Source organism: uncultured Dysosmobacter sp. (genome assembly GCF_947631635.1).
Classification (GTDB): Bacteria; Bacillota; Clostridia; order Oscillospirales; family Oscillospiraceae; genus Oscillibacter.
Window position 1 is genome coordinate 1 of the sequence record NZ_CANRMB010000030.1, and the last position, 22,804, is coordinate 22,804.

At 56.8% G+C, this 22,804-nt stretch carries 22 protein-coding genes; 6 read left to right on the forward strand and 16 right to left on the reverse strand.

Features of this window, described 5'->3' with window-relative positions:
- Positions 1 to 76: 76 nt before the first annotated feature.
- Both Q0Z71_RS13535 and Q0Z71_RS13540 read right to left on the reverse strand, forming a co-directional pair.
- On the reverse strand, positions 77 to 1,219 hold the full coding sequence (locus tag Q0Z71_RS13535; RefSeq protein ID WP_298023782.1) for an acyl-CoA dehydrogenase: 1,143 nt from the start codon (positions 1,217 to 1,219) through the stop codon (positions 77 to 79).
- 25 nt (positions 1,220 to 1,244) lie between these two features.
- Positions 1,245 to 2,081 (reverse strand): 3-hydroxyacyl-CoA dehydrogenase family protein, encoded by an 837-nt coding sequence (locus tag Q0Z71_RS13540; protein ID WP_298023785.1) that lies wholly within the window; start codon positions 2,079 to 2,081, stop codon positions 1,245 to 1,247.
- Between the two features lie 403 nt (positions 2,082 to 2,484).
- On the opposite strand from Q0Z71_RS13540, the gene trmB reads away from it, so the two are divergent.
- Positions 2,485 to 3,555 carry a tRNA (guanosine(46)-N7)-methyltransferase TrmB gene (trmB, locus tag Q0Z71_RS13545; protein ID WP_298023787.1) on the forward strand — a complete coding sequence of 357 codons (1,071 nt, stop codon included), beginning with the start codon at positions 2,485 to 2,487 and terminating at the stop codon, positions 3,553 to 3,555.
- Between the two features lie 263 nt (positions 3,556 to 3,818).
- Here trmB and tsf read toward each other — a convergent pair whose 3' ends face one another.
- The 3 genes from tsf to Q0Z71_RS13560 all read right to left on the reverse strand — a co-directional run bounded on the left by tsf (position 3,819) and on the right by Q0Z71_RS13560 (position 6,024).
- On the reverse strand, positions 3,819 to 4,733 hold the full coding sequence (gene tsf, locus Q0Z71_RS13550; RefSeq protein ID WP_298023790.1) for a translation elongation factor Ts: 915 nt from the start codon (positions 4,731 to 4,733) through the stop codon (positions 3,819 to 3,821).
- Between the two features lie 56 nt (positions 4,734 to 4,789).
- On the reverse strand, positions 4,790 to 5,527 hold the full coding sequence (gene rpsB / locus Q0Z71_RS13555) for a 30S ribosomal protein S2 (protein WP_298023794.1): 738 nt from the start codon (positions 5,525 to 5,527) through the stop codon (positions 4,790 to 4,792).
- Between the two features lie 209 nt (positions 5,528 to 5,736).
- Positions 5,737 to 6,024: a YlmC/YmxH family sporulation protein gene (locus Q0Z71_RS13560; RefSeq protein WP_363316724.1), complete on the reverse strand. Its 288-nt coding sequence runs from the start codon at positions 6,022 to 6,024 to the stop codon at positions 5,737 to 5,739.
- A gap of 139 nt (positions 6,025 to 6,163) precedes the next feature.
- Between Q0Z71_RS13560 and sigG the strand changes: the two genes are divergently transcribed.
- Positions 6,164 to 6,934, forward strand: a complete 771-nt coding sequence (sigG, locus tag Q0Z71_RS13565) for an RNA polymerase sporulation sigma factor SigG (protein ID WP_298023797.1) — start codon at positions 6,164 to 6,166, stop codon at positions 6,932 to 6,934.
- A 161-nt stretch (positions 6,935 to 7,095) separates the two neighbouring features.
- On the opposite strand, the gene Q0Z71_RS13570 is transcribed toward sigG, so the two are convergent.
- Positions 7,096 to 8,256: a PLP-dependent aspartate aminotransferase family protein gene (locus Q0Z71_RS13570; RefSeq protein ID WP_298023801.1), complete on the reverse strand. Its 1,161-nt coding sequence runs from the start codon at positions 8,254 to 8,256 to the stop codon at positions 7,096 to 7,098.
- A 293-nt stretch (positions 8,257 to 8,549) separates the two neighbouring features.
- Between Q0Z71_RS13570 and Q0Z71_RS13575 the strand changes: the two genes are divergently transcribed.
- Entirely contained in the window at positions 8,550 to 9,491 is a 942-nt protein-coding gene (locus Q0Z71_RS13575) for a LysR family transcriptional regulator (RefSeq protein WP_298023804.1), read from the forward strand.
- A gap of 149 nt (positions 9,492 to 9,640) precedes the next feature.
- Here the strand turns inward: Q0Z71_RS13575 and Q0Z71_RS13580 are convergent, their stop codons facing one another.
- On the reverse strand, positions 9,641 to 11,050 hold the full coding sequence (locus Q0Z71_RS13580; RefSeq protein WP_298023806.1) for a Na+/H+ antiporter NhaC family protein: 1,410 nt from the start codon (positions 11,048 to 11,050) through the stop codon (positions 9,641 to 9,643).
- 228 nt (positions 11,051 to 11,278) lie between these two features.
- Entirely contained in the window at positions 11,279 to 12,205 is a 927-nt protein-coding gene (locus tag Q0Z71_RS13585; RefSeq protein WP_363316727.1) for a DMT family transporter, read from the reverse strand.
- Positions 12,206 to 12,795: 590 nt separating this feature from the next.
- On the opposite strand from Q0Z71_RS13585, the gene Q0Z71_RS13590 reads away from it, so the two are divergent.
- Positions 12,796 to 13,044, forward strand: a complete 249-nt coding sequence (locus Q0Z71_RS13590; protein WP_298023813.1) for a DUF6514 family protein — start codon at positions 12,796 to 12,798, stop codon at positions 13,042 to 13,044.
- Between the two features lie 87 nt (positions 13,045 to 13,131).
- Positions 13,132 to 14,829: a glutamine--tRNA ligase/YqeY domain fusion protein gene (locus Q0Z71_RS13595; protein WP_298023816.1), complete on the forward strand. Its 1,698-nt coding sequence runs from the start codon at positions 13,132 to 13,134 to the stop codon at positions 14,827 to 14,829.
- Positions 14,830 to 14,942: 113 nt separating this feature from the next.
- Here the strand turns inward: Q0Z71_RS13595 and Q0Z71_RS13600 are convergent, their stop codons facing one another.
- From Q0Z71_RS13600 to Q0Z71_RS17160, 5 genes are all read right to left on the reverse strand, one after another.
- Positions 14,943 to 15,353, reverse strand: coding sequence for a PaaI family thioesterase (locus Q0Z71_RS13600; protein ID WP_298023820.1), 411 nt, complete (start codon positions 15,351 to 15,353; stop codon positions 14,943 to 14,945).
- A 127-nt stretch (positions 15,354 to 15,480) separates the two neighbouring features.
- Positions 15,481 to 16,065 carry a toprim domain-containing protein gene (locus Q0Z71_RS13605; RefSeq protein WP_298023823.1) on the reverse strand — a complete coding sequence of 195 codons (585 nt, stop codon included), beginning with the start codon at positions 16,063 to 16,065 and terminating at the stop codon, positions 15,481 to 15,483.
- On the reverse strand, positions 16,062 to 17,117 hold the full coding sequence (gene holA, locus Q0Z71_RS13610) for a DNA polymerase III subunit delta (protein ID WP_298023825.1): 1,056 nt from the start codon (positions 17,115 to 17,117) through the stop codon (positions 16,062 to 16,064). The genes Q0Z71_RS13605 and holA overlap by 4 nt, the downstream gene beginning before the upstream one ends.
- Positions 17,118 to 17,127: 10 nt before the next feature.
- On the reverse strand, positions 17,128 to 19,368 hold the full coding sequence (locus Q0Z71_RS13615; RefSeq protein WP_298023829.1) for a DNA internalization-related competence protein ComEC/Rec2: 2,241 nt from the start codon (positions 19,366 to 19,368) through the stop codon (positions 17,128 to 17,130).
- A 2-nt stretch (positions 19,369 to 19,370) separates the two neighbouring features.
- The gene (locus Q0Z71_RS17160; protein ID WP_363316726.1) at positions 19,371 to 19,574 is read right to left on the reverse strand and encodes a helix-turn-helix transcriptional regulator; all 204 of its coding nucleotides are present in this window, start codon (positions 19,572 to 19,574) and stop codon (positions 19,371 to 19,373) included.
- Between the two features lie 217 nt (positions 19,575 to 19,791).
- Between Q0Z71_RS17160 and Q0Z71_RS13620 the strand changes: the two genes are divergently transcribed.
- On the forward strand, positions 19,792 to 21,159 hold the full coding sequence (locus Q0Z71_RS13620; protein ID WP_298023831.1) for a DUF6612 family protein: 1,368 nt from the start codon (positions 19,792 to 19,794) through the stop codon (positions 21,157 to 21,159).
- Between the two features lie 286 nt (positions 21,160 to 21,445).
- Here Q0Z71_RS13620 and Q0Z71_RS13625 read toward each other — a convergent pair whose 3' ends face one another.
- The 3 genes from Q0Z71_RS13625 to Q0Z71_RS13635 all read right to left on the reverse strand — a co-directional run bounded on the left by Q0Z71_RS13625 (position 21,446) and on the right by Q0Z71_RS13635 (position 22,797).
- A complete protein-coding gene (locus Q0Z71_RS13625; RefSeq protein ID WP_235222247.1) occupies positions 21,446 to 21,790 on the reverse strand; it encodes a histidine triad nucleotide-binding protein in 345 nt (114 codons plus the stop codon).
- Positions 21,791 to 21,903: 113 nt separating this feature from the next.
- Positions 21,904 to 22,458, reverse strand: coding sequence for a hypothetical protein (locus tag Q0Z71_RS13630; protein ID WP_298023839.1), 555 nt, complete (start codon positions 22,456 to 22,458; stop codon positions 21,904 to 21,906).
- A 3-nt stretch (positions 22,459 to 22,461) separates the two neighbouring features.
- Positions 22,462 to 22,797 carry a cupin domain-containing protein gene (locus Q0Z71_RS13635; protein WP_298023843.1) on the reverse strand — a complete coding sequence of 112 codons (336 nt, stop codon included), beginning with the start codon at positions 22,795 to 22,797 and terminating at the stop codon, positions 22,462 to 22,464.
- Positions 22,798 to 22,804: the final 7 nt, after the last annotated feature.

Sequence of the window (22,804 nt, forward strand, 5' to 3'; positions counted from 1 at the left end):
ACTGCCACCTTGCCGGAGGTATCGGGAACCTGCTTAATACTAACAATGATCTTCATTTTTACCTTTACCTCCTATCTTATTTCACGCCCAAGCGGCTGGAAATGACCATGCGCTGGACCTCGGATGTACCCTCGTAGATCTCGGTGATCTTGGCGTCGCGCATCATGCGCTCCACGGGATACTCACGGGTGTAGCCATAGCCGCCGAACAGCTGGACGGCGCGGCGGGTGACATCGGAAGCGGCCTCGGCGGCGAACAGCTTCGCCATGGAGGCGTCCATGGAATAGTCCTCATGCAGCTGCTTCTTGCAGGCGGCGGCATAGACCAGATACTGGGCAGCCTGCATACGGCAGTGCATATCGGCGATCTGGAACTGGGTGTTCTGGAACTGGCTCAGGCGGCGGCCGAACTGGACACGCTCCTGGGTGTACTTGATAGCCTCGTTCACAGCGCCCTCGCCCAGGCCCAGGGCCTGCGCGGCGATGCCGATCCGGCCGCCGTCCAGGGTCTGCATGGCGATCTTGAAGCCCTTGCCCTCTTTGCCCAGCAGGTTCTCCTTGGGAACGATGCAGTCCTCAAAGATCAGGTCGCAGGTGGAGGAACCGCGGATGCCCATCTTCTTCTCGTGCTTGCCGGTGGAGAAACCGGGGAAGCTCTTTTCCACGATGAAGGCGGAGATGCCGTGGTTGCCCTTGGACTTGTCGGTCATGGCGAACACCACGAAGGTATCGGCCACGTTGCCGTTGGTGATGAAGCACTTGGAGCCGTTGAGGACATAGTGGTCGCCCTCCAGAACGGCGGTGGTCTGCTGGCCGGAGGCATCGGTACCGGCGTTGGGTTCGGTCAGGCCGAAGGCGCCGATCTTGCGGCCGCTCAGCAGGTCGGGCAGATACTTGCGCTTCTGCTCCTCGGTGCCGTTCTCAAAAATGGGAGCGCAGCACAGGGAGGTGTGGGCGGAGACGATGACAGCGGTGGTGCCGCAGACCTTGGCCAGCTCCTCCACGCACATCGCGTAGGACAGAACGTCGCCGCCGGCGCCGCCGTATTCCTTGGGGAAGTAGATGCCCATCATCCCCAGCTTGGCCATCTTTTCGACGGTCTCCATGGGGAAGCGCTCCTCTTCGTCGATCTCCTCAGCCAAGGGCTTGACTTCGTTCTCGGCGAATTCGCGGTACATCTTACGGAGCATCAGCTGCTCATTTGACAGATGAAAATCCATACCATTTACTCCTTTTCTTCTGGTTTTACTTGCTATAATCGTAGAAGCCCTTGCCGCTCTTCTTGCCCAGCAGGCCGCCACGGACCATCTTCTTCAGCAGCAGGGCGGGACGATACTTGGGATCACCGGTCTCATGGAACAGGGTCTCCATGATGGCCAGGCACACATCCAGGCCGATGAAATCGCCCAGAGCCAAGGGGCCCATGGGGTGATTGGCGCCCAGACGCATGGACTTGTCGATGTCCTCCACAGAGGCGACGCCGGTCTCCACCAGGCCGATGGCCTCGTTGATCATGGGGATCAGGATCTTGTTGACCACAAAGCCGGGAGCCTCGGCGACCTCAACGGGGTCCTTGCCGATCTCCTGGGACAGCTTGTAGACGAAATCGAAGGTCTCCTGGGTGGTGTTGGCGCCCCGGATGATCTCCACCAGCTTCATGCTGGGCACGGGATTGAAGAAGTGCATGCCGATCACGGGATGCTTCAGGCCGTGGCCCATCTCGGTGATGGAGAGAGAAGAGGTGTTGGAGGCAAAGATAGCCTCGGGCTTGCACATGGCGTCCAGCTCGTTCAGCAGCTCCTTCTTGGTAGCCATGTCCTCCTTGACGCACTCGATGATCAGATCAGCGTCAGCGCAGGCGGCCTTCTCCTCCACCAGCACGTTGGCCAGCAGGGCGTCCACGGCCTCCTGGGTCATTTTGCCCTTCTCCACGCGCTTCTGCAGAGAGGCGGCCAGCTTATCCTTGTGCTTCTGGGCGGAAGCGACGGAGCTTGCGTACATCAGAGCGGTGTGACCCTTTGCGGCAAAAACCTGCGCGATGCCGCTGCCCATCGTGCCTGCGCCAAAAATTGCTACCTTCATGTTTTTTCCTCCTGTTATTTTAAATTGTGTCTTGGTTACCCTTTAGAAAGGCCCTTCGGTAATGCTTTTGTTCCTCCGGCCACTTGGTCGGACCACGGGAGAAAACAGAATAAACCCGCACATTGCCAATTTACTCACAATCTTTATTATAGGTGTCTCGCCTCCAATTATCAAGCCCAAATTGCGCTGATCGGCCCTTGTTTTGCGCTTTTTTACACTTCACACAAAATACTCGTTAAATTTTATACAATTTTGTTAAGTACTTAACATAGCTGGCCAGTTCTCCCCTCTTTTTCCTATGCAGAAATCCGTTTACAGGGCCGGTTTCCTGTGGTAAAATCTTCTCAAAACCACAAGTTCTTGTGGAATCTCACGGAAATTGACATCCCAGGAGGATTTTTACATGCGGATGCGGAAAAAGAAAAATCTGGTCCCCCGGATGGAACGCTGCGGCGACCGTCTGATCCGGGACCCCTATGACCATCAGGGCCATTGGCGGGATCTGATGCCGTCCGCCCGAGAGCTGCGTCTGGAGCTGGGCTGCGGCAAGGGACGCTTCACCGCCGGCACGGCGGAGGCGGAGCCGGGCGTGCTGTTCATCGCTGTAGAGATGGTCCCGGACGCCATGGTGGTGGCTATGGAGCGGTGTGTGCGGGCAGGTCTGACCAATGTGTTCTTCATCGACGCCAATGCGGATCAGCTCCCCAGCTTCTTCGCCCCCGGCGAGATCGACCGCATTTATCTGAACTTCTCGGACCCGTGGCCCGGCAACCGCCATGCCAAACGCCGTCTGACCCACGGAAACTTCTTGAAGCTGTACCGTCAGGTGCTGAAAATGGGCGGTCAGATCCATTTCAAAACAGACAACCAGCCGCTGTTTGAATTTTCTGTGGAGGAGATCCCTCAGTTTGGCTTCACGCTGTCGGAGGTGACCCGGGATCTCCACGGAAACGGACCCGTGGGTGTCATGACAGATTATGAGGCCAAATTTTATGAGCAGGGCCTCCCCATCAACCGGCTGGTGGCGACCATGGTGCCCTGGGAGGAACCCTTCCCCAAGGATATCCGCCGGGTGAAGAGCCGCTGGCTGGACGTCTTTGCCGCCGATGTCTCCGAGGCGGACCTGGGCCAGCATGTGCTGGCGGATGGGAATTATCTGTGGCATATCTTCTCCTGGAAGCTGGTCTCCTGTCTGGAGGGAGACGGTGCCCAACAGGCCTTGGCGGAGGCCGCCGGAGATATTTACCTCTTTTATTATAAGTATCCTCCCGCCGGTGTTCCCCGCATACAGCCCCTCACCAGGGAGGACGCCCTCGGCCTCGCCCGGCGGCAGGCGGAGGAGTATCCCTCGCTGGACGGCATGGACTGGTATCTGGTGGACAAGGACTTTACCTGGACCTATGTTCACACCCATGAGAGCGAATGCGGCCCCTACTTCTGCAAGGCCGCCCAAGCGTATAGTCCATTCACTTGAAAAATCCCATGGGATTTTTCAAGCGGGCGATGCCCGCTGTGCGTAAAGCACACAGTGATGGACTATGAAATGCAAATCGAGGCCGCGGTCCGCGGCCTGCCACAGCGCACATGCGCTGTGACACTTGAAAAGTGAATTGATCACTTTTCAAGTGATTTGATTATAAAGCACAGCCTCCCGTTTTTTGAACGGGAGGCTTTTCCTATTTCAACAAAAAAGAGCGGATGCAAATGCATCCGCTCTTTTCATGCATTGTTCGGCGATCAGCCCTTCACCATGGAAGCGATCTCAGCAGCGAAGTTCTCCTGCTTCTTCTCAATGCCCTCGCCCTTCTCGAAACGCACAGCGTCCTTGAAGGTGATGGTGCCGCCCAGCGCCTTGGCGGCAGCGGCGAGGTACTTCTCAACAGTCATGGTGTTGTCCTTGACGAACTCCTGCTGCAGCAGGCAGTTCTCGGCATAGAACTTGTTCAGCTTGCCCATGACGATCTTCTCGCGGACAGCCTCGGGCTTGGAGGCCATCTTGGGATCGTTGGCCATCTGGACCATCATGATCTTCTTCTCCTCATCCAGAACGTCCTGAGTGACCTGGGACTTGTCCCAGAAACGGGGATTCAGAGCGGCGATCTGCATGGCGACGTCCTTGCCAGCCTCCGTGGCGTCGATGCCGCCGGAGACCTCCAGGTTCACCAGCACGCCGATCTTGCCGCCGGCGTGGATATAGGGAACGGAAACGCCGTCAGCAAAGAAGGCAAAGCGGCGGACCTTGATGTTCTCACCGATCACCAGGACCATCTCCTGCTGCTGCTCCAGAACGGTCTTGTCGGTGCCGTTGTACTTGCAGGCCATCAGAGCGTCCAGATCAGCGGGCTTGTTGGCGGCCACGGTGGCGGCCACGCCCTTCACGAAGTCCACGAACTTCTCGTTCTTGCCCACGAAGTCGGTCTCGGCGTTGACCTCGACCACCACGCCCATGCCGTCGATCACAGCGGCGTAGGCCATGCCCTCGGCGGCGATACGGCCGGCCTTCTTGGCAGAAGCGGCCAGACCCTTTTCGCGCAGGTACTCGATGGCCTTGTCGACGTCACCGTCGGAAGCGGTCAGAGCCTTTTTGCAATCCATCATGCCCACGCCGGTCATTTCGCGCAGGTTCTTTACATCAGCTGCGGTAAAAGCCATTTTTGTTTCCTCCAATATAGTTGATATCAAGGCGCAGCGCGCCTGAAAGAGCCAGATTACTCGGCGTCCTCCGCCTTCTCAGCGGCGGCATCCTCGGTCTGCTCGCCCTGCTTGCCCTCCAGCACGGCGTTGGCCATGATGGAAGAGATCAGCTTGATGGCGCGGATGGCGTCGTCGTTGCCGGGGATGACATAGTCGATCTCGTCGGGATCGCAGTTGGTATCGGCGATAGCCACCACGGGGATGCCCAGCTTGTGAGCCTCGGCGATGGCGTTGCGCTCCTTGCGGGTATCCACGATGAACAGGGCGCCGGGCAGCTTCTTCATTTCCTTCACGCCGCCCAGGTACTTCTCCAGCTTCTCGATCTCGCCCAGGTGCTTCATGACTTCCTTCTTGGGCAGCATGTCGAAGGTGCCGTCCTCCTGCATGGTCTTCAGCTGGTTCAGACGGTCCACGCGGGTGCGCATGGTCTTGAAGTTGGTCATCATGCCGCCCAGCCAGCGGGCGTTGACATAGTACTGACCGCAGCGGGTAGCCTCCTCGCGGATGGCCTCCTGGGCCTGCTTCTTGGTGCCCACGAACAGCAGGGACTGGCCGTTCTCAGACAGCTGGCGGACGAAGTTGTAGGCCTCCTCCAGCTTGCGGACGGTCTTCTGCAGATCCACGATATAGATGCCGTTGCGCTCGGTGTAGATATAGGGAGCCATCTTGGGGTTCCAGCGGCGGGTCTGGTGACCGAAGTGGACGCCTGCTTCCAGCAGGGCTTTCATGGATACGACGTTAGAATTAGCCATGTGTTTGAGTTCCTCCAAATCAATTTCGTTTTTACCTCCGGCGGCTTCATCCCCCCTGCTGACCCGGGCAGGCAGCCCTTGGGCACGAACAAAAGGTCGACACACCGTGCGGAATGCTGAAATATAATACCACAGTCCCCTGGATCAATGCAAGTATTTTTTCCAAAAAACCTGGTAAAATTCCGGGATTTCAACCAATTTTTTCTGCGTCAGAACCGTTTTCTCCGCTTCCTCTCCAAATTGGGGTCCCGGCGCTGGAAGGGCTTGTCGATGAGGATGATATCATCCCCGATGCGCTGGATGCAGTCCCAGGGGATATAAAACTCCTCCCCCCTGCCGAACAGCCCGAAAAAGCGGCAGGGCCCGCTGACCACAATGGCTACCACCTGCCCCTCCGGGATCCGCACATCCACATCGGAGACAAACCCCAGACGGCAGCCGTCACAGATATTGATGACCTCTTTGCACCGTAAGTCCCGAATCCTGCACTGCATCATACATCCCTCCTGCCAAGACCCTATGCGCCGGGCCGGATGTCCTATGCGCCCACAAAGCGACAAAAGCTCCCAGTATAGGAAAAAACGCCGGCGGAAATACTGACCTCAGAAGTTTACAGTAGATCAGGGGGAGACTTGGATGCTGGGAAAAGTCGAGATCGCGGGTGTCAACACCGCAAAGCTGAAGGTCCTGAAAAATGAGGAGACTATGGAATTGCTGCGCCGGGCCAAGGAGGGTGACCAGGAGGCCCGCCGCCAACTCATCGAGGGCAATCTGCGGCTGGTGCTCTCCGTCATTCAGCGGTTTTCCAGCCGGGGCGAAAATGTGGACGATCTCTTCCAGGTGGGCTGTGTGGGACTTATCAAGGCCATCGACAACTTTGATATCAATCAGCCCGTGAAATTCTCCACCTACGGTGTCCCCATGATCATCGGCGAGATCCGCCGCTATCTCCGGGACAACAGCGCCATCCGCGTGTCCCGCAGCATGCGGGACACGGCCTACCGGGTGCTCCAGACCCGGGACCGCCTGATCGCGGAGAACCAGCGGGAGCCAACAGTGGAGCAGATCGCCAAGGAGCTGGGCATCCCCCGGGAGGAGGTCGTTTTTGCCATGGACGCCATCGTAGACCCCGTCTCCCTGTACGAGCCGGTATATTCCGACGGCGGCGACGCCATCTGCGTCATGGACCAGGTCAGCGACACCAAAAACAACGACGAGAACTGGACAGACCGCATCGCCCTGAAGGACGCGCTGAAGCATCTGGATGACCGGGAGCGCCGCATCCTGTCCCTGCGGTTTTATGAGGGCAAGACCCAGATGGAGGTCTCCGCGGAGGTTGGCATCTCCCAGGCTCAGGTATCCCGGCTGGAAAAGGGCGCCATCAACACCATCAAGAAGAATATTTAGCAGCAATACTATTAAAAATTTGCCCCCCGGTGCAGAATTCTATCCTTCTGCATCAGGGGGCTCTATCCGTTAGTTGTTTTTTTCTTTTTCGTCTATGGCTGCCCGATCTGTATGATAGCGTACCTTGGCAAACACAAAATACTATTAAATAAGTAGAGCACTTACACAAGCGTGTCCAATACGCGCCGGAAGTCCTCAATCAAGTCATCAATGCCCTCCAGGCCGACACTGATCCGTACCATGCCCTCAGAAATTCCCGCGGCCTTCAAATCCTCCGCGGAGTATGTGGAGTGGGTCATGGTAGCGGGATGCTCCACCAGTGTCTCCGCATCGCCCAGGGAGACCGCCAGCGTGCAGACCTCAAATTTCTGCAGAGCCTCTCCGATCTGTTCGCGGCTGCCCTTGAGGTCGATCGCCAGCATACCGCCAAAACGGCTCATCTGCTTTTTCGCGATCTCATGGCCGGGGAAGTCCTCCAGGCCGGGATAATAGACCTTTTCCACGGCGGGATGCTGCCGCAGGAACTCCACGAGCTTTTCAGCATTGGAACAGTGCTTTTCCATACGCACATCCAGCGTTTTCAATCCCCGCGCGACAAGGAATGCGTTCATCGGACTCATAACAGAGCCGGTCATATCCTTTACGCCGATGACCCGGCACTTCTCAATAAATTCAGAAGAGCCAACCACAAAGCCGGCCAGCAGATCGCCATGGCCATTGATATACTTTGTGGCGCTGTGGACCACAACATCCGCGCCCAGGGTCAAGGGAGTCTGAATGTAGGGAGAACAGAATGTATTATCCACAAAAACCTTGATATCGGGATTGTAATCATGCACCACCTTGGCAATGGCGGCGATATCAAGGACCTTCAATGTGGGATTGCACGGGGTCTCAAAGTAAACGACCTTGGTGCGGGGCGTCAGATTCCGGGAAATGTTTTCGATATCGGCCATATCCACAAACAGGACCTTTACGCCAAATCTGGGCATGTTCTCTTTCAGCAGAGAAAACGTGCAGCCGTAAATCGTCTCACTGGCAATGATCTCATCGCCCGCGTTCAGCGCCGTCCACAGAGCGGAGGAAATCGCTCCAATGCCGGAAGCTGTTGCCAATGCGGCCTCACCATGCTCCAGGGAGGCGATCTTCTTCTCAACAAGGGTCAAAGACGGATTGCTGATGCGGGAATAAAAATACTGGGAAGTGACAGCCTCAAAGGTAGAAGTCATGTAGATCGGAGGCACCAGCGCCCCATATTGATCCGGTTCCTTCCCAACGTGAATCTGGCGCGTTGCAAAATCCATGTTCTTGAATTCTTCCATAACAATAACTCCTCTTTTCATTATTTTGTATACTGTTTACTAGAGCTTTTTGTTTGAATAGAGGGATACATACCGCAAAGCTCAAGTGGTAAATAGTATAAGGGTAAATCGGAAAGGCAGAGGCTGAAACAGCTATATCTGAGCCTTATTGCCCTTACCGTCATATTACCACACGTGTAAAAGTTTGGATATCATCGCTTTCATCGAATAAGTTCCAACTAAAATCTCTAACAATCGCAGTTCAAAATGGCTTATAATATTGTAAATTCTAAATTGTGAGAAGGAGAGATACTGTGACTTTTCAGCAATTGCTTTATGTCGTTGAGATTTCAAAATGCGGCTCCATTAACAAAGCTGCCCAGAAGCTCTATATCTCGCAGACAGGGATGTCCTCTGCCGTCCGGATCTTAGAGTCAGAATTAGGCATCTGTCTCTTCAAGCGCAGCAGCCGGGGGGTAGAATTCACCTCAGAAGGCAAGCGGTTTGTAAGTTATGCCGTATCCCTTCTGGAGCAAAAAAAACGAATTGAGCAGCTATACGAGGGATGTTTGGAAGCGGATTCCCCAGTGACGCTATCTGTTTCCGCACAACGTCTGACGTTTTTGCTGGGAGCGTTTACAGATATCATCAACTCCCTGCAAACGCATTATTACGATTTCAATTACCGCGAGAGCAACATTGACGGCGTAATCGATGATGTCTATGATCACAGGGCTGATATAGGAATTATCACCTTGGCAGAGCATACAGAGCAGTTTATCATGCATCTTTTAAAATTACGGAACATGGAGTTTCATGAAATTGCGGAGGTCAAAGCGAGAGTTTATTGCAGGGTCGGACATCCATTAACAAGGCTGGAGGCCATTTCCGAGGAAGACCTGAAGAAATATCCATATCTCTATTTCGAGCGCGGTTTAGGCAGTGCGGTAGAATTTTCTGAAGAGGCTCATCTCATTTCACTCAAAAAGCCTGAGAAAACAATTTGCGTCAACAACAGCATGGTATGTTCCTTTTTATTAAGCGAAACAGATGCGTTTACAATCGGGACCGGCTTATCAAACAAAAAAATGAGCAAAAAAATCGCATCATTGCCGCTTTTAAACGCAAACTCCATACGGATAGGATGGTGCTGCATAAAAAATCAGCCGCAATCCCCTCAATTACAGGAATATATTGCGCTGCTGGAAAAGTACACCCAAAACGCAATCCAGTACACGCAAAAAACGCAGATGTAGGCAGCCGTGACATATCTTCTCCCTCCCCTCTTTATCAAAAATGACAGGCGCAAAAGCGCCTGTCATTTTTTCTCCAGGAGATTTTCTATATGGCTCTTGTCTAAATAACGTCAGTAATCCGTTCAAGCAATTTACAGATGAAGGGTTTCTCAGGCATCCTCCAAAAGGGCCTTTTTGGAGGCTACGGCAGACTCAGCGCAGTCGTACTCCCAGTTCCAGGAATCTTTGCGGCAGATCCCATCGGCATAGGGAACGAAAATCGACAAAACGCCAAAGACACCCAGCAAATAGCAGTACCAGATGGAGCCGATCACGCCTGTCGGCAAAACGCTTCCTGTTGTCAGCACAGAATTTGCAAGGTTGCAGGCGACCAGCACCTGCGCCGAATACGGGAGAAGGGCCAGCGCCGCGCACGCAAATACATCCAGCAAAGAGGCGGTCCGCCGCGGGTCGATCTTATATTCACGGCTGACTTCCCGCGCAATAGAGCCGGAGAGGATGATAGCGACCGTGTTATTGGCAGTGGCGCAGTCGATCACGACCGACAGCAGCGCCACGCCTCCCTGCGCAGATCGATTGCCCTTCATAATGCTGCGCATTTTTGTGGTCAGCCAAAGGATGCCGCCGTTATGCGCCACGATTTCCGCAAGGCCGCCGCAGAACAGAGAAACGTAAAACGTCTCGTCCATACTGGTGAAGCCGCTCCAAATCGCCTGGGTAAAGCCCGGGAGCGTGATCGCACCGGAAAAAATGCCGATCAGTCCAGCGGAGAAAATGCCGATGCTCAACGTCAGAAATACATCCAGTCCGAACAGGGCCAATCCCAAAACCGCGATGTAAGGGATCACTTTGATAATCGAGAAGGAAGCGGCAGTAACAGGAACCGTCGTTTCCGGCCGGCCAAAGATCAAAAGCAGCACAACTGTAATGATGGCGGCAGGCAGTGCGATCAGAAGATTCACACGGAACTTATCTTTCAGTTCGCAATGCTGTGTGCGAGTGGCGGCGATCGTGGTGTCAGAGATCATAGACAAATTGTCGCCAAACATTGCACCGCCAATACACGCTCCAACAACAATACTGATATTCAGGCCTCCAGCTTCCGCAATCGCGGCTGCAACTGGCATTAAGGCGGAAATCGTTCCCATTGAGGAGCCCGTCGCAGTTCCCATAAAACCGGAAATAATAAAAATGCCGGCTGCCAGGAATTGGGCGGGCACAACACTGAGTCCAAGATTTACAACGGCGTCGCGGGCGCCCATCGCAGTTGCTATGGAGGAAAAAGCGCCCGCAAGCAGGTAGATCATCAGCATTGTCAAAATATCAGCATTCGCAGCTCCCTTTGCAAAAACAGAAAACGTTTTTTGAACGGGCTCTTTTGTCATAATGAATGCTAAAATGGTTGCAATAAAAACAGCGCTGGCACAGGGGACTTGAAAAAATGGGAAATCAACACCTTGCATCTGAAAGTAAATTCCAGCAGAGAGATAAATTACAACGAATACAATAAAAGGTAATAAGGCGATGCCGCGCCCTTGCTTATGTAGATTATTTTCCACGTTTGTCTCCTTTCTGTCTTCGCCTTTGTTTATTTATATGTCCCTCTATTCGTGTACTATCATAATCCAATTTTCCAATGATTGATAACACCAAAAATATGGAAGCCGTTCTAAATTTTATTGTTTATAATGTTATAAATTTTGATAGAAAAAGCCGCAGGATCTGTGATACACAAAACCTGCGGCCTAATTGAGATTAAAATCAGCATTCCTGTATTTCCCAGGCAGCTATCGGAAAGACCGACATGATTTATCTTCTTCACTATGTGGCGAATTTCCTTTTTCAACCGGATGTAAACTCTCGATCACGATTCCACTGCTGATAAAGACGGCGCCGATGACTGCGCGCAATGTAAATGCCTCGTGGAGAATAAAAAAGGAAAATATGGCGCAAAAAATACTTTCTGTTGAGAGCAGCAGCGTACACAAAACAGGATCCAGATATTTTAACGATTCAAGCTTTATATAGAAACATATCACTGTGGGAAAAACGATCAGGAACGCAAGTGCCGCAATTGCAGAGGGCGGAAAGGGCTTACCGCTGCCCTGGAATAAAGTGAACACGCCCATAATTACGGCGATTGTTACAAATTGTACAAATGTGACTTGGATTCCAGATTCATTCTGACACAGCACCACCATCATAAGAGAGCCGACGGCATATAGAACGCCGGTGATGATCAGCAAAACGTCTCCAAACGACAGTGATCCAAACCCGTTGGTCAAACTGAGCACGCCAACACCCACCAATGTCAATCCCGCGGCAATGACCGTATGAATCTGCAAATGCAGTCGATAAAACGCACAATACATAAGGGGAAACAGCACAATATTGATTGCAATTAAAAAGGAGGCTTTTGAGGCATCCGTCAATTTCAGGCCGTATATCTCTGTAATACAGGCCAGTGCATTGCAGACACCCAAAAGGATTCCCGATACGATCACCTTCTTACTGAGGTGGCGCATTTGCTTATGGAATAGAACTCCGATCAGGAGCGCGCCGACGGAAAAGCGATAAAAAATGGTTTCAAATTCCAGCATGCCGTTTGTGATGCATACTTTGGAAGCCACAAAGCTGCTCCCCCACATTGCAGAGGCGAACAACACAAGAAGGGGCCATACATATTTTCGGAGAGATTTCAACTTCATTTGCATAACTGCGGCGGGTAATCGTCCTGTGCAACACAGGACCAATTTACCGAACTCCTTTCTGCTTTTTTATAGGGTTTCTGGGTAGCTTTTACTTTATGGCCGGCTAAAGTGCTTTTGATTGTAACGTAGGCTTTCCTTGAAGTCAACACAACTGATTCTATGGATTTCTTTCATAAAATTAGATGAAAAAGTTCTAATCGGGCATCTATGTCTGAAGCAAGCACCCATATAAACATGGTGTCACAGCCATTAGCAAGCCGCCTTCTGGGTGTCCAACCGGCAGTGGGTGATATCAAAATACAGGCACATGGGAAGTCCCGTGTGCCTGCATTTTGTAAAAAGAAAACCACCGGCTGAGCCGGTGGTTCCAAAAATCTTTAGCTATACCCAGAAAAAATATCCGAGCGAAGCGAGGAAGCACCCCTAAAATCGGCAGAAGGGAAAAGCGAGAATTTTTAGATACAACCTGCAAAAAGATTTGAATAAATTTTGGAAAACGACATGATTCGACAAATTTCGCGGGTCCAAAGCGGTAAGCTGTCCTATATAAAGGAGGGGCTTATCAGCTCCGGCCAGGGGGGCGAAGATTGATTATGCGGAAACGCTTTATCGCCAGGGCAAGCTGCTGTGGGCGGCTGGTGCGCTACTATCTGCTGGTGAATGCGGCGAGCGGCGGAAGTCGGATGTACGGCATCCTCATAGAGGGCGGCGGCAGTCAGGAGAAGATCCCGGCGATCACGCCCTCCCGGCGGCGGATCCAGTCGCTGCTGGAACAGCTGGTCCAAGGCTGCGTCACGCCGGTGACGGTCCGGGATGTGGTAGAGGACTGGCTCCTGATGTGAGAGCGTGATTTTCCTTGCAATTTCCGGCGGGATTCTGTATAATATGGTCCTATGCTGAAAAACTTGCACAGGAAGGATTGACAGCCCATGGCAGAGGAGATCAAGACCATGCAGGAGGAAGCGCCGGAGAGCCGGAACTTCATCCATGCTTTTATTGAAGAGGACATTGCCCCCGGCGGGCAGTTTGAGGGCATGACCGTTCATACCCGTTTTCCCCCGGAGCCCAACGGCTATCTGCACATCGGCCACTGCAAGGCTCTGACCATCGATTTCGGCACCGCCGAAAAGTACGGCGGCATGTGCAACCTGCGGATGGACGACACCAACCCCACCAAAGAGGACGAGGAGTTCGTGGAGGCCATCAAGGAGGACATCCACTGGCTGGGCTTTGACTGGGGCGACCGCTTTTTCTACGGATCCGACTATTTTGAGGAGGACTACCGCCAGGCGGTGGGCCTGATCAAAAAGGGCCTGGCCTATGTCTGCGAGCTGAGTCCGGAGCAGTTCAAGGAGTACCGGGGCAGCATCGGCGTGCCCGCCAAGAGTCCCTACCGGGACCGTCCCATGGAGGAGAGCCTGGACCTCTTCGCCCGGATGCGGGCCGGGGAGTTCCCCAACGGCGCTATGACTCTGCGGGCCAAGATCGACCTGGCCTCCGGCAACTTCAATATGCGGGACCCGGTGCTGTACCGCATCAACCACATGCATCACCACCGGCAGGGGGACAAGTGGTGCATCTATCCCATGTATGACTTCGCCCACCCCATCCAGGACGCGCTGGAGGGCATCACCCACAGCCTTTGCTCCCTGGAATTTGAGGCCCACCGGCCCCTGTACAACTGGGTGGTGGAGAACTGCGACCTGCCCAGCAAGCCTCGGCAGATCGAGTTTGCCCGCCTGGGCATCGACCACACGGTCATGAGCAAGCGGAAGCTCCGCGCCCTGGTGGAGGGCGGCAAGGTCTCCGGTTGGGACGATCCCCGGATGCCCACCCTCTGCGGCCTGCGCCGCCGGGGGTATACCCCCAAGTCCATCCGCAATTTCTGCGAGCGCATCGGCGTGGCAAAGTCCGCCAACGTGGTGGAGTACGGTTTCCTGGAGCACTGCCTGCGGGAGGACCTGAACGAGACCGCACAGCGGGTCATGGCCGTCACCCGGCCCGTGAAGCTGGTCATCACCAACTATCCGGCGGACAAGCAGGAGACGCTGACCGTGGAGAACAACCCCCTGGACCCCACCGCCGGGACCCGGAAGGTCACCTTCTCCAGGAACCTCTGGATCGAGGCCGACGATTTCCTGCCGGAGCCGGTGCCCAAGTACAAGCGCCTGTATCCAGGCGGCCCGGAGTGCCGGCTGAAGGGCGCGTACCTCATCAAATGCGTCGGCTATGAGACCGACGGCCAGGGCAATGTTGTGGAGATCGCCGCCGAGTACGACCCTGACAGCCGGGGAGGAGACCCCGCCGACGGCCGGAAGGTGAAGGGTGCCACCATCCATTGGGTGGATGCCGCCACCGCGGTGGACGCTGAGGTGCGGCTCTATGACAACCTGTTCTCCGACGAGGCCCCTGACGGGGCGGATAAGGATTTCCTGGAATGCCTGAACCCGGATTCTCTGGAGGTCCTGACCGGCTGCAAGGTGGAGGCGGGCCTGAAGGACGCCGTGGCCCCCGCCAGCTTCCAGTTCATGCGCCTGGGCTATTTCTGCCTGGACAACAAGGACTCCAAGCCGGGACACCTGGTGTTCAACCGCAGCGTGTCTTTGAAGGACAGCTTCAAGAAATAAGGCGGCAGAGCTCTTCCGGGGCGCTGCCTTCACAGAAAAGCAGAAAAGCCGCAAGTCATCATTTGACTTGCGGCTTTTCTGCCGATATCCCCTGTGGGAGCGGGGGACCGCACTTAGATCTCCAGCTTCTGATCCAGCATATAAAAGGTAAAGGTCCCCGTGCCCAGCAGGGTCCCCTTCTGGTCGGTGATCCGCGCGTCGTAGACGCAGAGCGTTTTCCCGGTTTTGACCTCCCGGGCCTCGGCGGTCAGCGTATCGCCCACAGCGGCGCTGCGGAAAAAGCTGTAACTGGCGTTCACGGTCACGGCCAGGTATCCGTGGGAGGACATGGCGGCGCCGCAGGCCGTGTCGGCCATGGTGAAATACAAGCCGCCGTGGGGGACGTTCAGTGGGTTCAGATCGTCTTTCGTGACGGTTTTGGTGACGCGGGCATAGCCGGCGGAGATCTCCTGGATCACGATCCCCAAGCGCTGGTAAAACGCGCCGTGCGTATTGCGGTAGTCCACAAGCTTTTGAAAGTCCACGGATATCAACTCCTTGTTCTGAATAGGGACATTGTACGCTTTTTCAGAAAAAAGGTCAATTTTATAAGAAAATCGTAGAAACCCACAAAAATGTCCTATGGGATGCGACACATCCCATAGGACCTCTTCACAGTATTTCCGCCAGCTCCTCCCTGCTGTACAGCAGGTTCAGGGCCTCCAGCATCCCATTGGCGGTAAGATGCTCCGGCAGGTCCAGCCGTTTCAGCAGCGCCTGCCGTTTCGCGGCGCTGTCCGGCCCGCCGGTCAGGCCCAGGTCGAACAGGTCCGCCTTGGTGATGGGCGCTTTTTCAGCGGCACCGGCCGCCTCTCCGTCCAAAAACGTGGCGCCGGCCCGCCGCAGAGCCTCCAGCAGGACGTCGGGCCTCATGCCCTCCACGCCCAGCTTGCCCTCCCTGCCCGGCGCGCGCTTCCGGCGCTCCTTGCCCTGGATGTCCGGGATATAGGCCTGCTTCACCTGTTCCTTGGGCAGGGCGCCCTTCAGATAATTGCGGATGACAAAGCCCGCGCCGTCGCTGTCCGTCAGGACGATCAGGCCCTGCTTTTCCGCCAGCCGCCGCAGGAACGCCAGTTTTTCCCTGTCGTTGAACACGGAAAAGCCGCCCAGCGTCACCACCGTGGCATCCACCACCTGGGAGAGGGTGTTTTTGTCGTACCGCCCCTCCACCACGATGACCTCCTTGATCCTCCTCATCTCCGCCGCGCCCCCAGCCGCACCAGCAGCAGCTTCAGCTCGCCCACCGCGTCGATGCCCTTTTCGCTCTTCATCCGGCGGTCCAGCACCTGGCACATCTTCACCGCGTCGGCGCACCAGTCAGCCGAGGTCCGTTTCGCCGCGGAGAGCTGGAGCTTTGCCGGGTAATCGGACTTCATGTCCCACAGCTCCATCAGCCAGTATTTGTCCCGGCCGCTGTCGATGGCCATCCGGGCCGTGTAGATCCGCCGGAGCTGGCTGCCCAGCGCCGCCAAGATCATGATGGGTTCCGTCTGCATTTTCAGGAGGTCGCCCAGGATGGACGACGCCAGGTCGTAGTTGCCCTGCAGGACCGCGTCGGACAGCTTGAACACCTCCGCCGACAGCACCGGGTCCGCCACCGCGTCAATATCCCTCTGTGTAATGGTCTTTCCCTTCGCATAGGCTCCAATCTTTGCGATCTCCGGCACCAGGCCCGTCATCAGACCGCCGCAGGTGAAGATCAGGTATTCCGCCGTCTGGCGGTCGATCTCCTTCCCCAGGGCCTTGAACCGCCGGGCGATCCAGACCACCAGGTCGCTGCTGTCCGCCGCCCGGAACTCCACTGCCTCCACATGGTCGGAGACGGCCTTATACAGTTTCTTCATGGTGCGGTTGGGCTTGTATTCCACTGTATCGTAAACGAACACCACGCAGGCATAGGGCGGGATATCGTCCAGAAAGGCGATCAGCTTCTCCCTCTGTTCCTCATTGAGCTTAAACAGGTCAAAATCCGCCGCCACGATGAAGGTCCGCTCCGCCATCATGGGCATGGCCTCCGCCATCTCCACAAGGTCCTGGACCGTCAGGTCCTTTCCCTCGACACGGTGGTAGTTGAACTCCTCGAATCCGGCGGGCACCAGCTTTTTCCGCAGCTCCCCCAGGTAATATTCCCGGAGATAGCTCTCCTCACCGTAAAAGATATAGGCGCATCCCGGCGTTCCGGCGGCCAGGTCCGCCTTCAATTTCTGGAACGCCTCATTGGATCTGCTCGTTTTCTTTGCGTATGCCATGTCAGTTTCCTCAATTCAAAGATAGATGGATGCTTCCCTGCAGGTCCGTGCGGTAGATGGCACAGCCGTGCCCGGCCAGACGGCGCACCGCCTCTTCGGAGGGATGGCCGTAGCTGTTGTCCCCCACGCTGATGCAGGCGGTCTCCGGCAAGAGGGCCTCCAGCAGGTCATCCGATGTAGAGTATTTGGAGCCGTGATGCCCCGCCACCAGGGCCTCGATGTCCGGCAGGTCATAGGACGCCAGGAGCCTGCCCTCCGTGGCGGCGTCCATGTCTCCGGTGATGAGCAGGTCCGTCTCCCCGGCGGAGGCCAGCAGGGAAAGCCCCCGCTCGTTATCCTCCCCGTCACTGACCGGCGGATAGATGGTCAGCGGCGCGCTGCCCAGACCGGCGTGTTCTGCCGCCGCCAGCACCCGGAGCTTGGTGCCGTGGGCCTCCGCCGCAGCCAGCACGGCGGCTCCCTGGCTTCCGGCCTCCGGCAGCGCAGGCACCACCAGCGTGGAGACCGGGATGTGTTCCAGCACCTTCACCGCGCCGTTGATGTGGTCGCTGTCGTAATGGGTCAGGATCAGATAGTCCAGCGTCCGGCAGCCCATGGTCCACAGCTGGTGCACCGCCTTCTCGCCGGGGTCCTGCCAGTTGTTGGCGCTGCCGCAGTCCACCAGTGCAAAATGCCGGTCAGAGGCCAGCAGGACGCTCTGTCCCTGCCCCACATCCAGCACCAGCGCATCCAGCGGGCTTTGATACCGGGCCGCGCCCAGATACACCGTCACCGCCAGCGTGGCCGCGCCGCAGACCGCCGCTGTCAGGTATTTCCGCCTGCCCTTCGGCCTTGTGAAAAATGCGGCGGCGAACAGGAGGTACAGAAATACCATCCAGTATTTCAGGTATGGATTTTCGGTATACACCGCGTGATACGGGAGCTTCGCCAGCAGATGGGCCACGGCCAGGATATACCGGCTGAACAGCGCCGGGACCACCCCCGCCAGATTCCCCAGCGGCGGGCAGAGAAAGCCCAGAAATACCACCAGCAGGCCGCTGATAAACACCACGCTTGCCGCCCACAGGCACAGCAGATTGCTGATGGGCGAGACCAGCACCACCAGCCCGAAATAGTAGGCGGTCAGGGGCATGGTGAACACCAGTGCGCCCATGGTGGCTGAGAATCCAAGCGCTATAAAGCGAAATACCCTGCCATGTTTTCTCTCGCCCAGCAGCATCCGATGGAGCTTTGGCGTCAGCCAGAAGATTCCCGCCACCGCCCCAAAGGACAGTTGCAGGCCGATGGACGCGGCGGCAAAGGGGTTTACCAAAAGAATCAGGCACAGGGCGGACAGCAGCGACGTCGGCGCGTCGCTCTCCCGCTGGAACAGGGGCGCCGCCAGAAGGAACACCAGCATCACGCAGGCCCGCACCATGGAGGGCCGTGCCCCGGCCAGCATGGCGTAGCCCACCAGCAGGACGGTGGTCACCCCCGCCAGCAGGCGGCGGCGGTGCCGGCCCACCAGCGCCCGCAGAAGCAGCAGCAAAAAGCCGCAGTGCATTCCGGAGACCGCCAGGATGTGATACATCCCCGCCTCCGACAGGTCCCAGGCCGCCCCCTCTGAGAGCACCGTGGTGTCTCCGGTGAGGATGGCGGTCAGGAATCCTGCGGCGTCGCCATCCATCATCTCACCGATCCGCTCCCCCATGGCCCGGCCCAGGCGGACCGGCCACCAGCGGAGGGATTCCATCGTCCCTGGGCCAAAGAGCGCCTCCCCCCGTGCATAGGCCAGCAGGAACACGCCCTTGGAGGTAAACACGGACACGCCCTCGTCCCGGATGCGTCCGGAGCTTCGCAGGTGAACATTGGCCCGTATCTCCTGCCCCGGCTGGAGCGCCAACAGAGCCTCATCCCCATAGTAGACCGCCTTGCCCGGCAGTCCCTTGATCCGGACCGTGGCCTTGGTGCCATACGCAGTCGGTTCGGCGTAGTCCAGCAGAGTCATGGTGACCGCGGCGTCCGTATCCGCCAGGGCCTCCATGGGCTGCTGGACCTGACGGGCGTAGAGCCAGTGATAGCCCAGAGCCAGCGCCAGGGCCGCGCCGATGACCACGCCCCGCCTCCGCCACACCCAGGGCAGCCGCAGGGCGGCGGTGCCCAGGCCCAGGCAGAGGACGGCGGCCGGCAGCAGCCACCTGTTGGGCAGCAGATACTGAGCCAGGAAAATGCCCAAGGAGAAGGAACCGGCGAAAATAGCGAGCCTGCGCATATCTAAGTTCGCTCCTCCCATCTTCCCATCATATAATCAATCGATACCTCATAGAAATCCGCCATTCTGCATAGCAAAGAAATGGGGATTCGCTTTCTCTGTCCCCATTCGATTCTCTGATACGCATTCAGCGGCAGTCCCAGCAGCTGTGCCGTCTGCGTTTGTGTAAGCTGCCTTTCCAGACGCAATTCCCGTAAACGGTTCATATCCAATCACCTCGCCAAGAGGATATCACCCTTTTGGCGAAATGTGTGGAAATGAAACCATTCGGGTACATTATAAATGAATCCATATAAAAACGCCAGCTATATTTCTCATAAAATGGACCTCGCAGCATAGAATCTCTTTTTTCTTGACGCTTGATTTCTCAGGGTATATGATAGAAAAAACGGCACCTGCCGCAAGAAAGAGAGGAGCAATTCTATGAAGCGTTTCCTGACCATTCTGTTCACCACACTGCTGCTGACCGCGGCCCTGTGTGTGACCGCCTCCGCCTCCGACTATGACGCGGTGGCTGAGGACCTGTCTGCCATCGGTATGTTCCGGGGCACCGCCAGCGGCTTTGAGCTGGACCGCGCCCCCACCCGCTCCGAGGCCGCCATCATGCTGGTGCGGCTCTACGGCGCCGAGGACGATGCCAAGGCCGCCTATGAGGCCGGTGAGATCAAGCACCCCTTCACCGACGTCAGCGACTTCGCCGCCCCCTACGTCGCCTGGGTGTACACCAACGGCATCTCCAACGGCACCGGCGCCGACACCTTCGGCTCCGCCAGCAAGTGCAGCCTCCAGAACTACGCCGTCTTTCTGCTGCGGGCCCTGGGCTATAAGGACGGCACGGATTTCCAGTACGCCGACGCCCTGACCTTCGCCCAGAGCAAGGGCTTCTATGAGCCGGTGATGTTCTCCGGCGACTTCCTGCGGGACGATCTGGCCGCCCTCACCTACCAGGCCCTGGCCGCCGACATGGCGGACGGCAAGACGTACCTGCTGGACAGTCTGGTGACGTCCGGCGCCATCGATGCCAAGGCCGCCCAGCCCATGACCGATAAGATCACCGCCTACCGCGCCATGGAGTCCGCCACGGCCGGCATGGACAGCGACGCCATGGATGTGGACATCGCCATGGATATGGACGTGACGATGGGCGGAATCAAAATGCCCACCAAGACCACCGGCAACATGAAAGTGGCCGCAGAGAGCAGCGATATCCAGATGGCCTGCACCATGAAAACCATCGCTGACGGCGAGACGATGGATATCGGCATGTGGATGAAGGACGGCTGGATGTACATGTCCATGGGCGCCGACGGCGAGACCATGAATGTCAAGTATCCCGTGGATGACCAGACGGCCGCCATGGAGAGCATGGAGATCGTGGATGTGGAGGCCATGAATGTCAGCGGCCTGGCCATGATCGACTCCATCACCGCCAAGAAGTCCGGCAGCGACACTGTGTACACCGTGGTCATGGGCAGGAACCTGGGCGGCATGATGGACAATGCTCTGGGCATGATGGGCCAGGAGGCCAGCGGCCTGTCCATGGATATCAGCGATATCACCGCCGCCTACACGGTGGGCTCCAACGGCAAGCTGAAATCCGTCGCCATGGTGTTCTCCGCCGCTATGAAGATGGACCTGCCCCTGGAGGACGGCCAGACCCTCTCCATGGACGTGGCCTATGACTACGACATGACCATGCAGGTCAACGCCCTGGGCAAGGACGTGAAGATCGTCTATCCCGACTTCTCCAAGTTCCAGGAGGTCGATCCCGATAGTCTGACCGCCGCCTGATTTCGTTTCCAAAAAAAAAACAGCGCCTCAGTCGAGGCGCTGTTTTTTTTGCGTATGCATGTCTTTCCCCGTCAAAGGAAAAGGGCTGGGAAAAACCGCTAGTTTTTCCAGTTCTTTTGCTTCCGGCAAAAGAAAAAATTTCAATCATTTTCGCCGCGGCGTGTACGTGGCGAAAATACCTTGACTCAGCCGCCTTAGGCGGCGTTCGCCAGTGACCGATGTCACTGGCGGTGGGGGATCCTCAAGGGGGAGCCCGCTCCCCCTTGAAAATCGGCCGGAAGGCCGATCAGCCCGGAGGCCAGGTCATATCCCGGCCCGCCAGCACGTGGAAGTGCAGGTGCGGCACGGACTGCTGGCCAGCCTCGCCGATGTTGGAAACCACCCGGTAGCCAGCCTCGGCAAAGCCCAGCTCCTTGGACAGCTTGGCGATGACCTCAAAGATATGGGCCACCACGGCGCTGTTCTCCGCCGTGATGGCGGAGACGGACGTGATGTGGGCCTTGGGCACCACCAGGAAATGGGTGGGAGCCTGAGGCGCGATGTCGTTGAAGGCGTAGCAGAGGTCGTCCTCGTAGACCTTGCTGCTGGGGATCTCCCCGGCGATGATCTTGCAGAATAAGCAGTCAGACATGGTTGAAACCTCCTTTTTTATGGTTTTGAATGAATGGATCCTTTTGGGGATCGCAGTGATAACCGATGGCAGCCAGGATTGCCTGGATGTCTCCCACGGCAGTCAGGCCCGTCTCACCGCTGCTGGGGGCAGCCGGGTTCTTCCAGACCCAGCACGTCGTAATATGCACGGGAAAAGCGAAGGCCGGAGGGGTCAAAGGCCCTTTGCAGCGCCTTGACCTTTTCGTAGGGGTCCTCCGGCTCCAGACCGAACGCGCTCGCTATGGTCTCCAGCGCCGCATTCTTTTTGGCGAAGAACGCCTCGCAGCCGTCCCATGTCTCCCCTGCGTCCTCCGCCAGCGCCTGGCGGAACCGCGCTTCCTCCATCCAGGAGAGCCAGGTGAGCGGATTGGCGTCCCGGCAGAACAGCACAAAGGACAAAAACTCCTGGAAGCTCTCCGCCACCGGAAGGACATAGCGCCCCTCCTCCATGATCATGGGGTCCACACAGAACACCCGCTCGTCCCCCGGCAGGAGGACGAAGTGGACGCCGTCACAGCCGATCCAGCCGATATACTCCGCCCCCACGGGCGTGCAGAAATAGGCCGCGTTTTCCGCCTGTTCCAGACCGATGGCGGAAAAGTCGATATCCAGCGCCTGAAAGCGTTTTAACTTCTCCAGAGTGGACACGGCTTATTTCCCATGCTCCGGCACCACCGCGAAAAACGTCAGGTCCCCGTCGCTGTCGTTGATCAGGCTGTGGGCGTGGCCCTTGGGACAGTAGTGGCAGGAACCGGCGGAGAGCGGCTCATACACGCCGTCGCACAGCACCTTGCCGGTGCCGGAGAGGATATAGATGACCTCGCTGTTGGTCTCATGGGTGTGCAGGCCGATGGTCCCGCCGGGGACCAGCGTGCCCTGCATGATCTTGGCGAGACCGTCCGCATGGCTCTTGAGGTGTACTTCCTTCTCGCCGCCCCGCATCTGGGGGACGACGGCGGTTTCCATGGCGTTAAAATCGATCAGCATGGTTCCG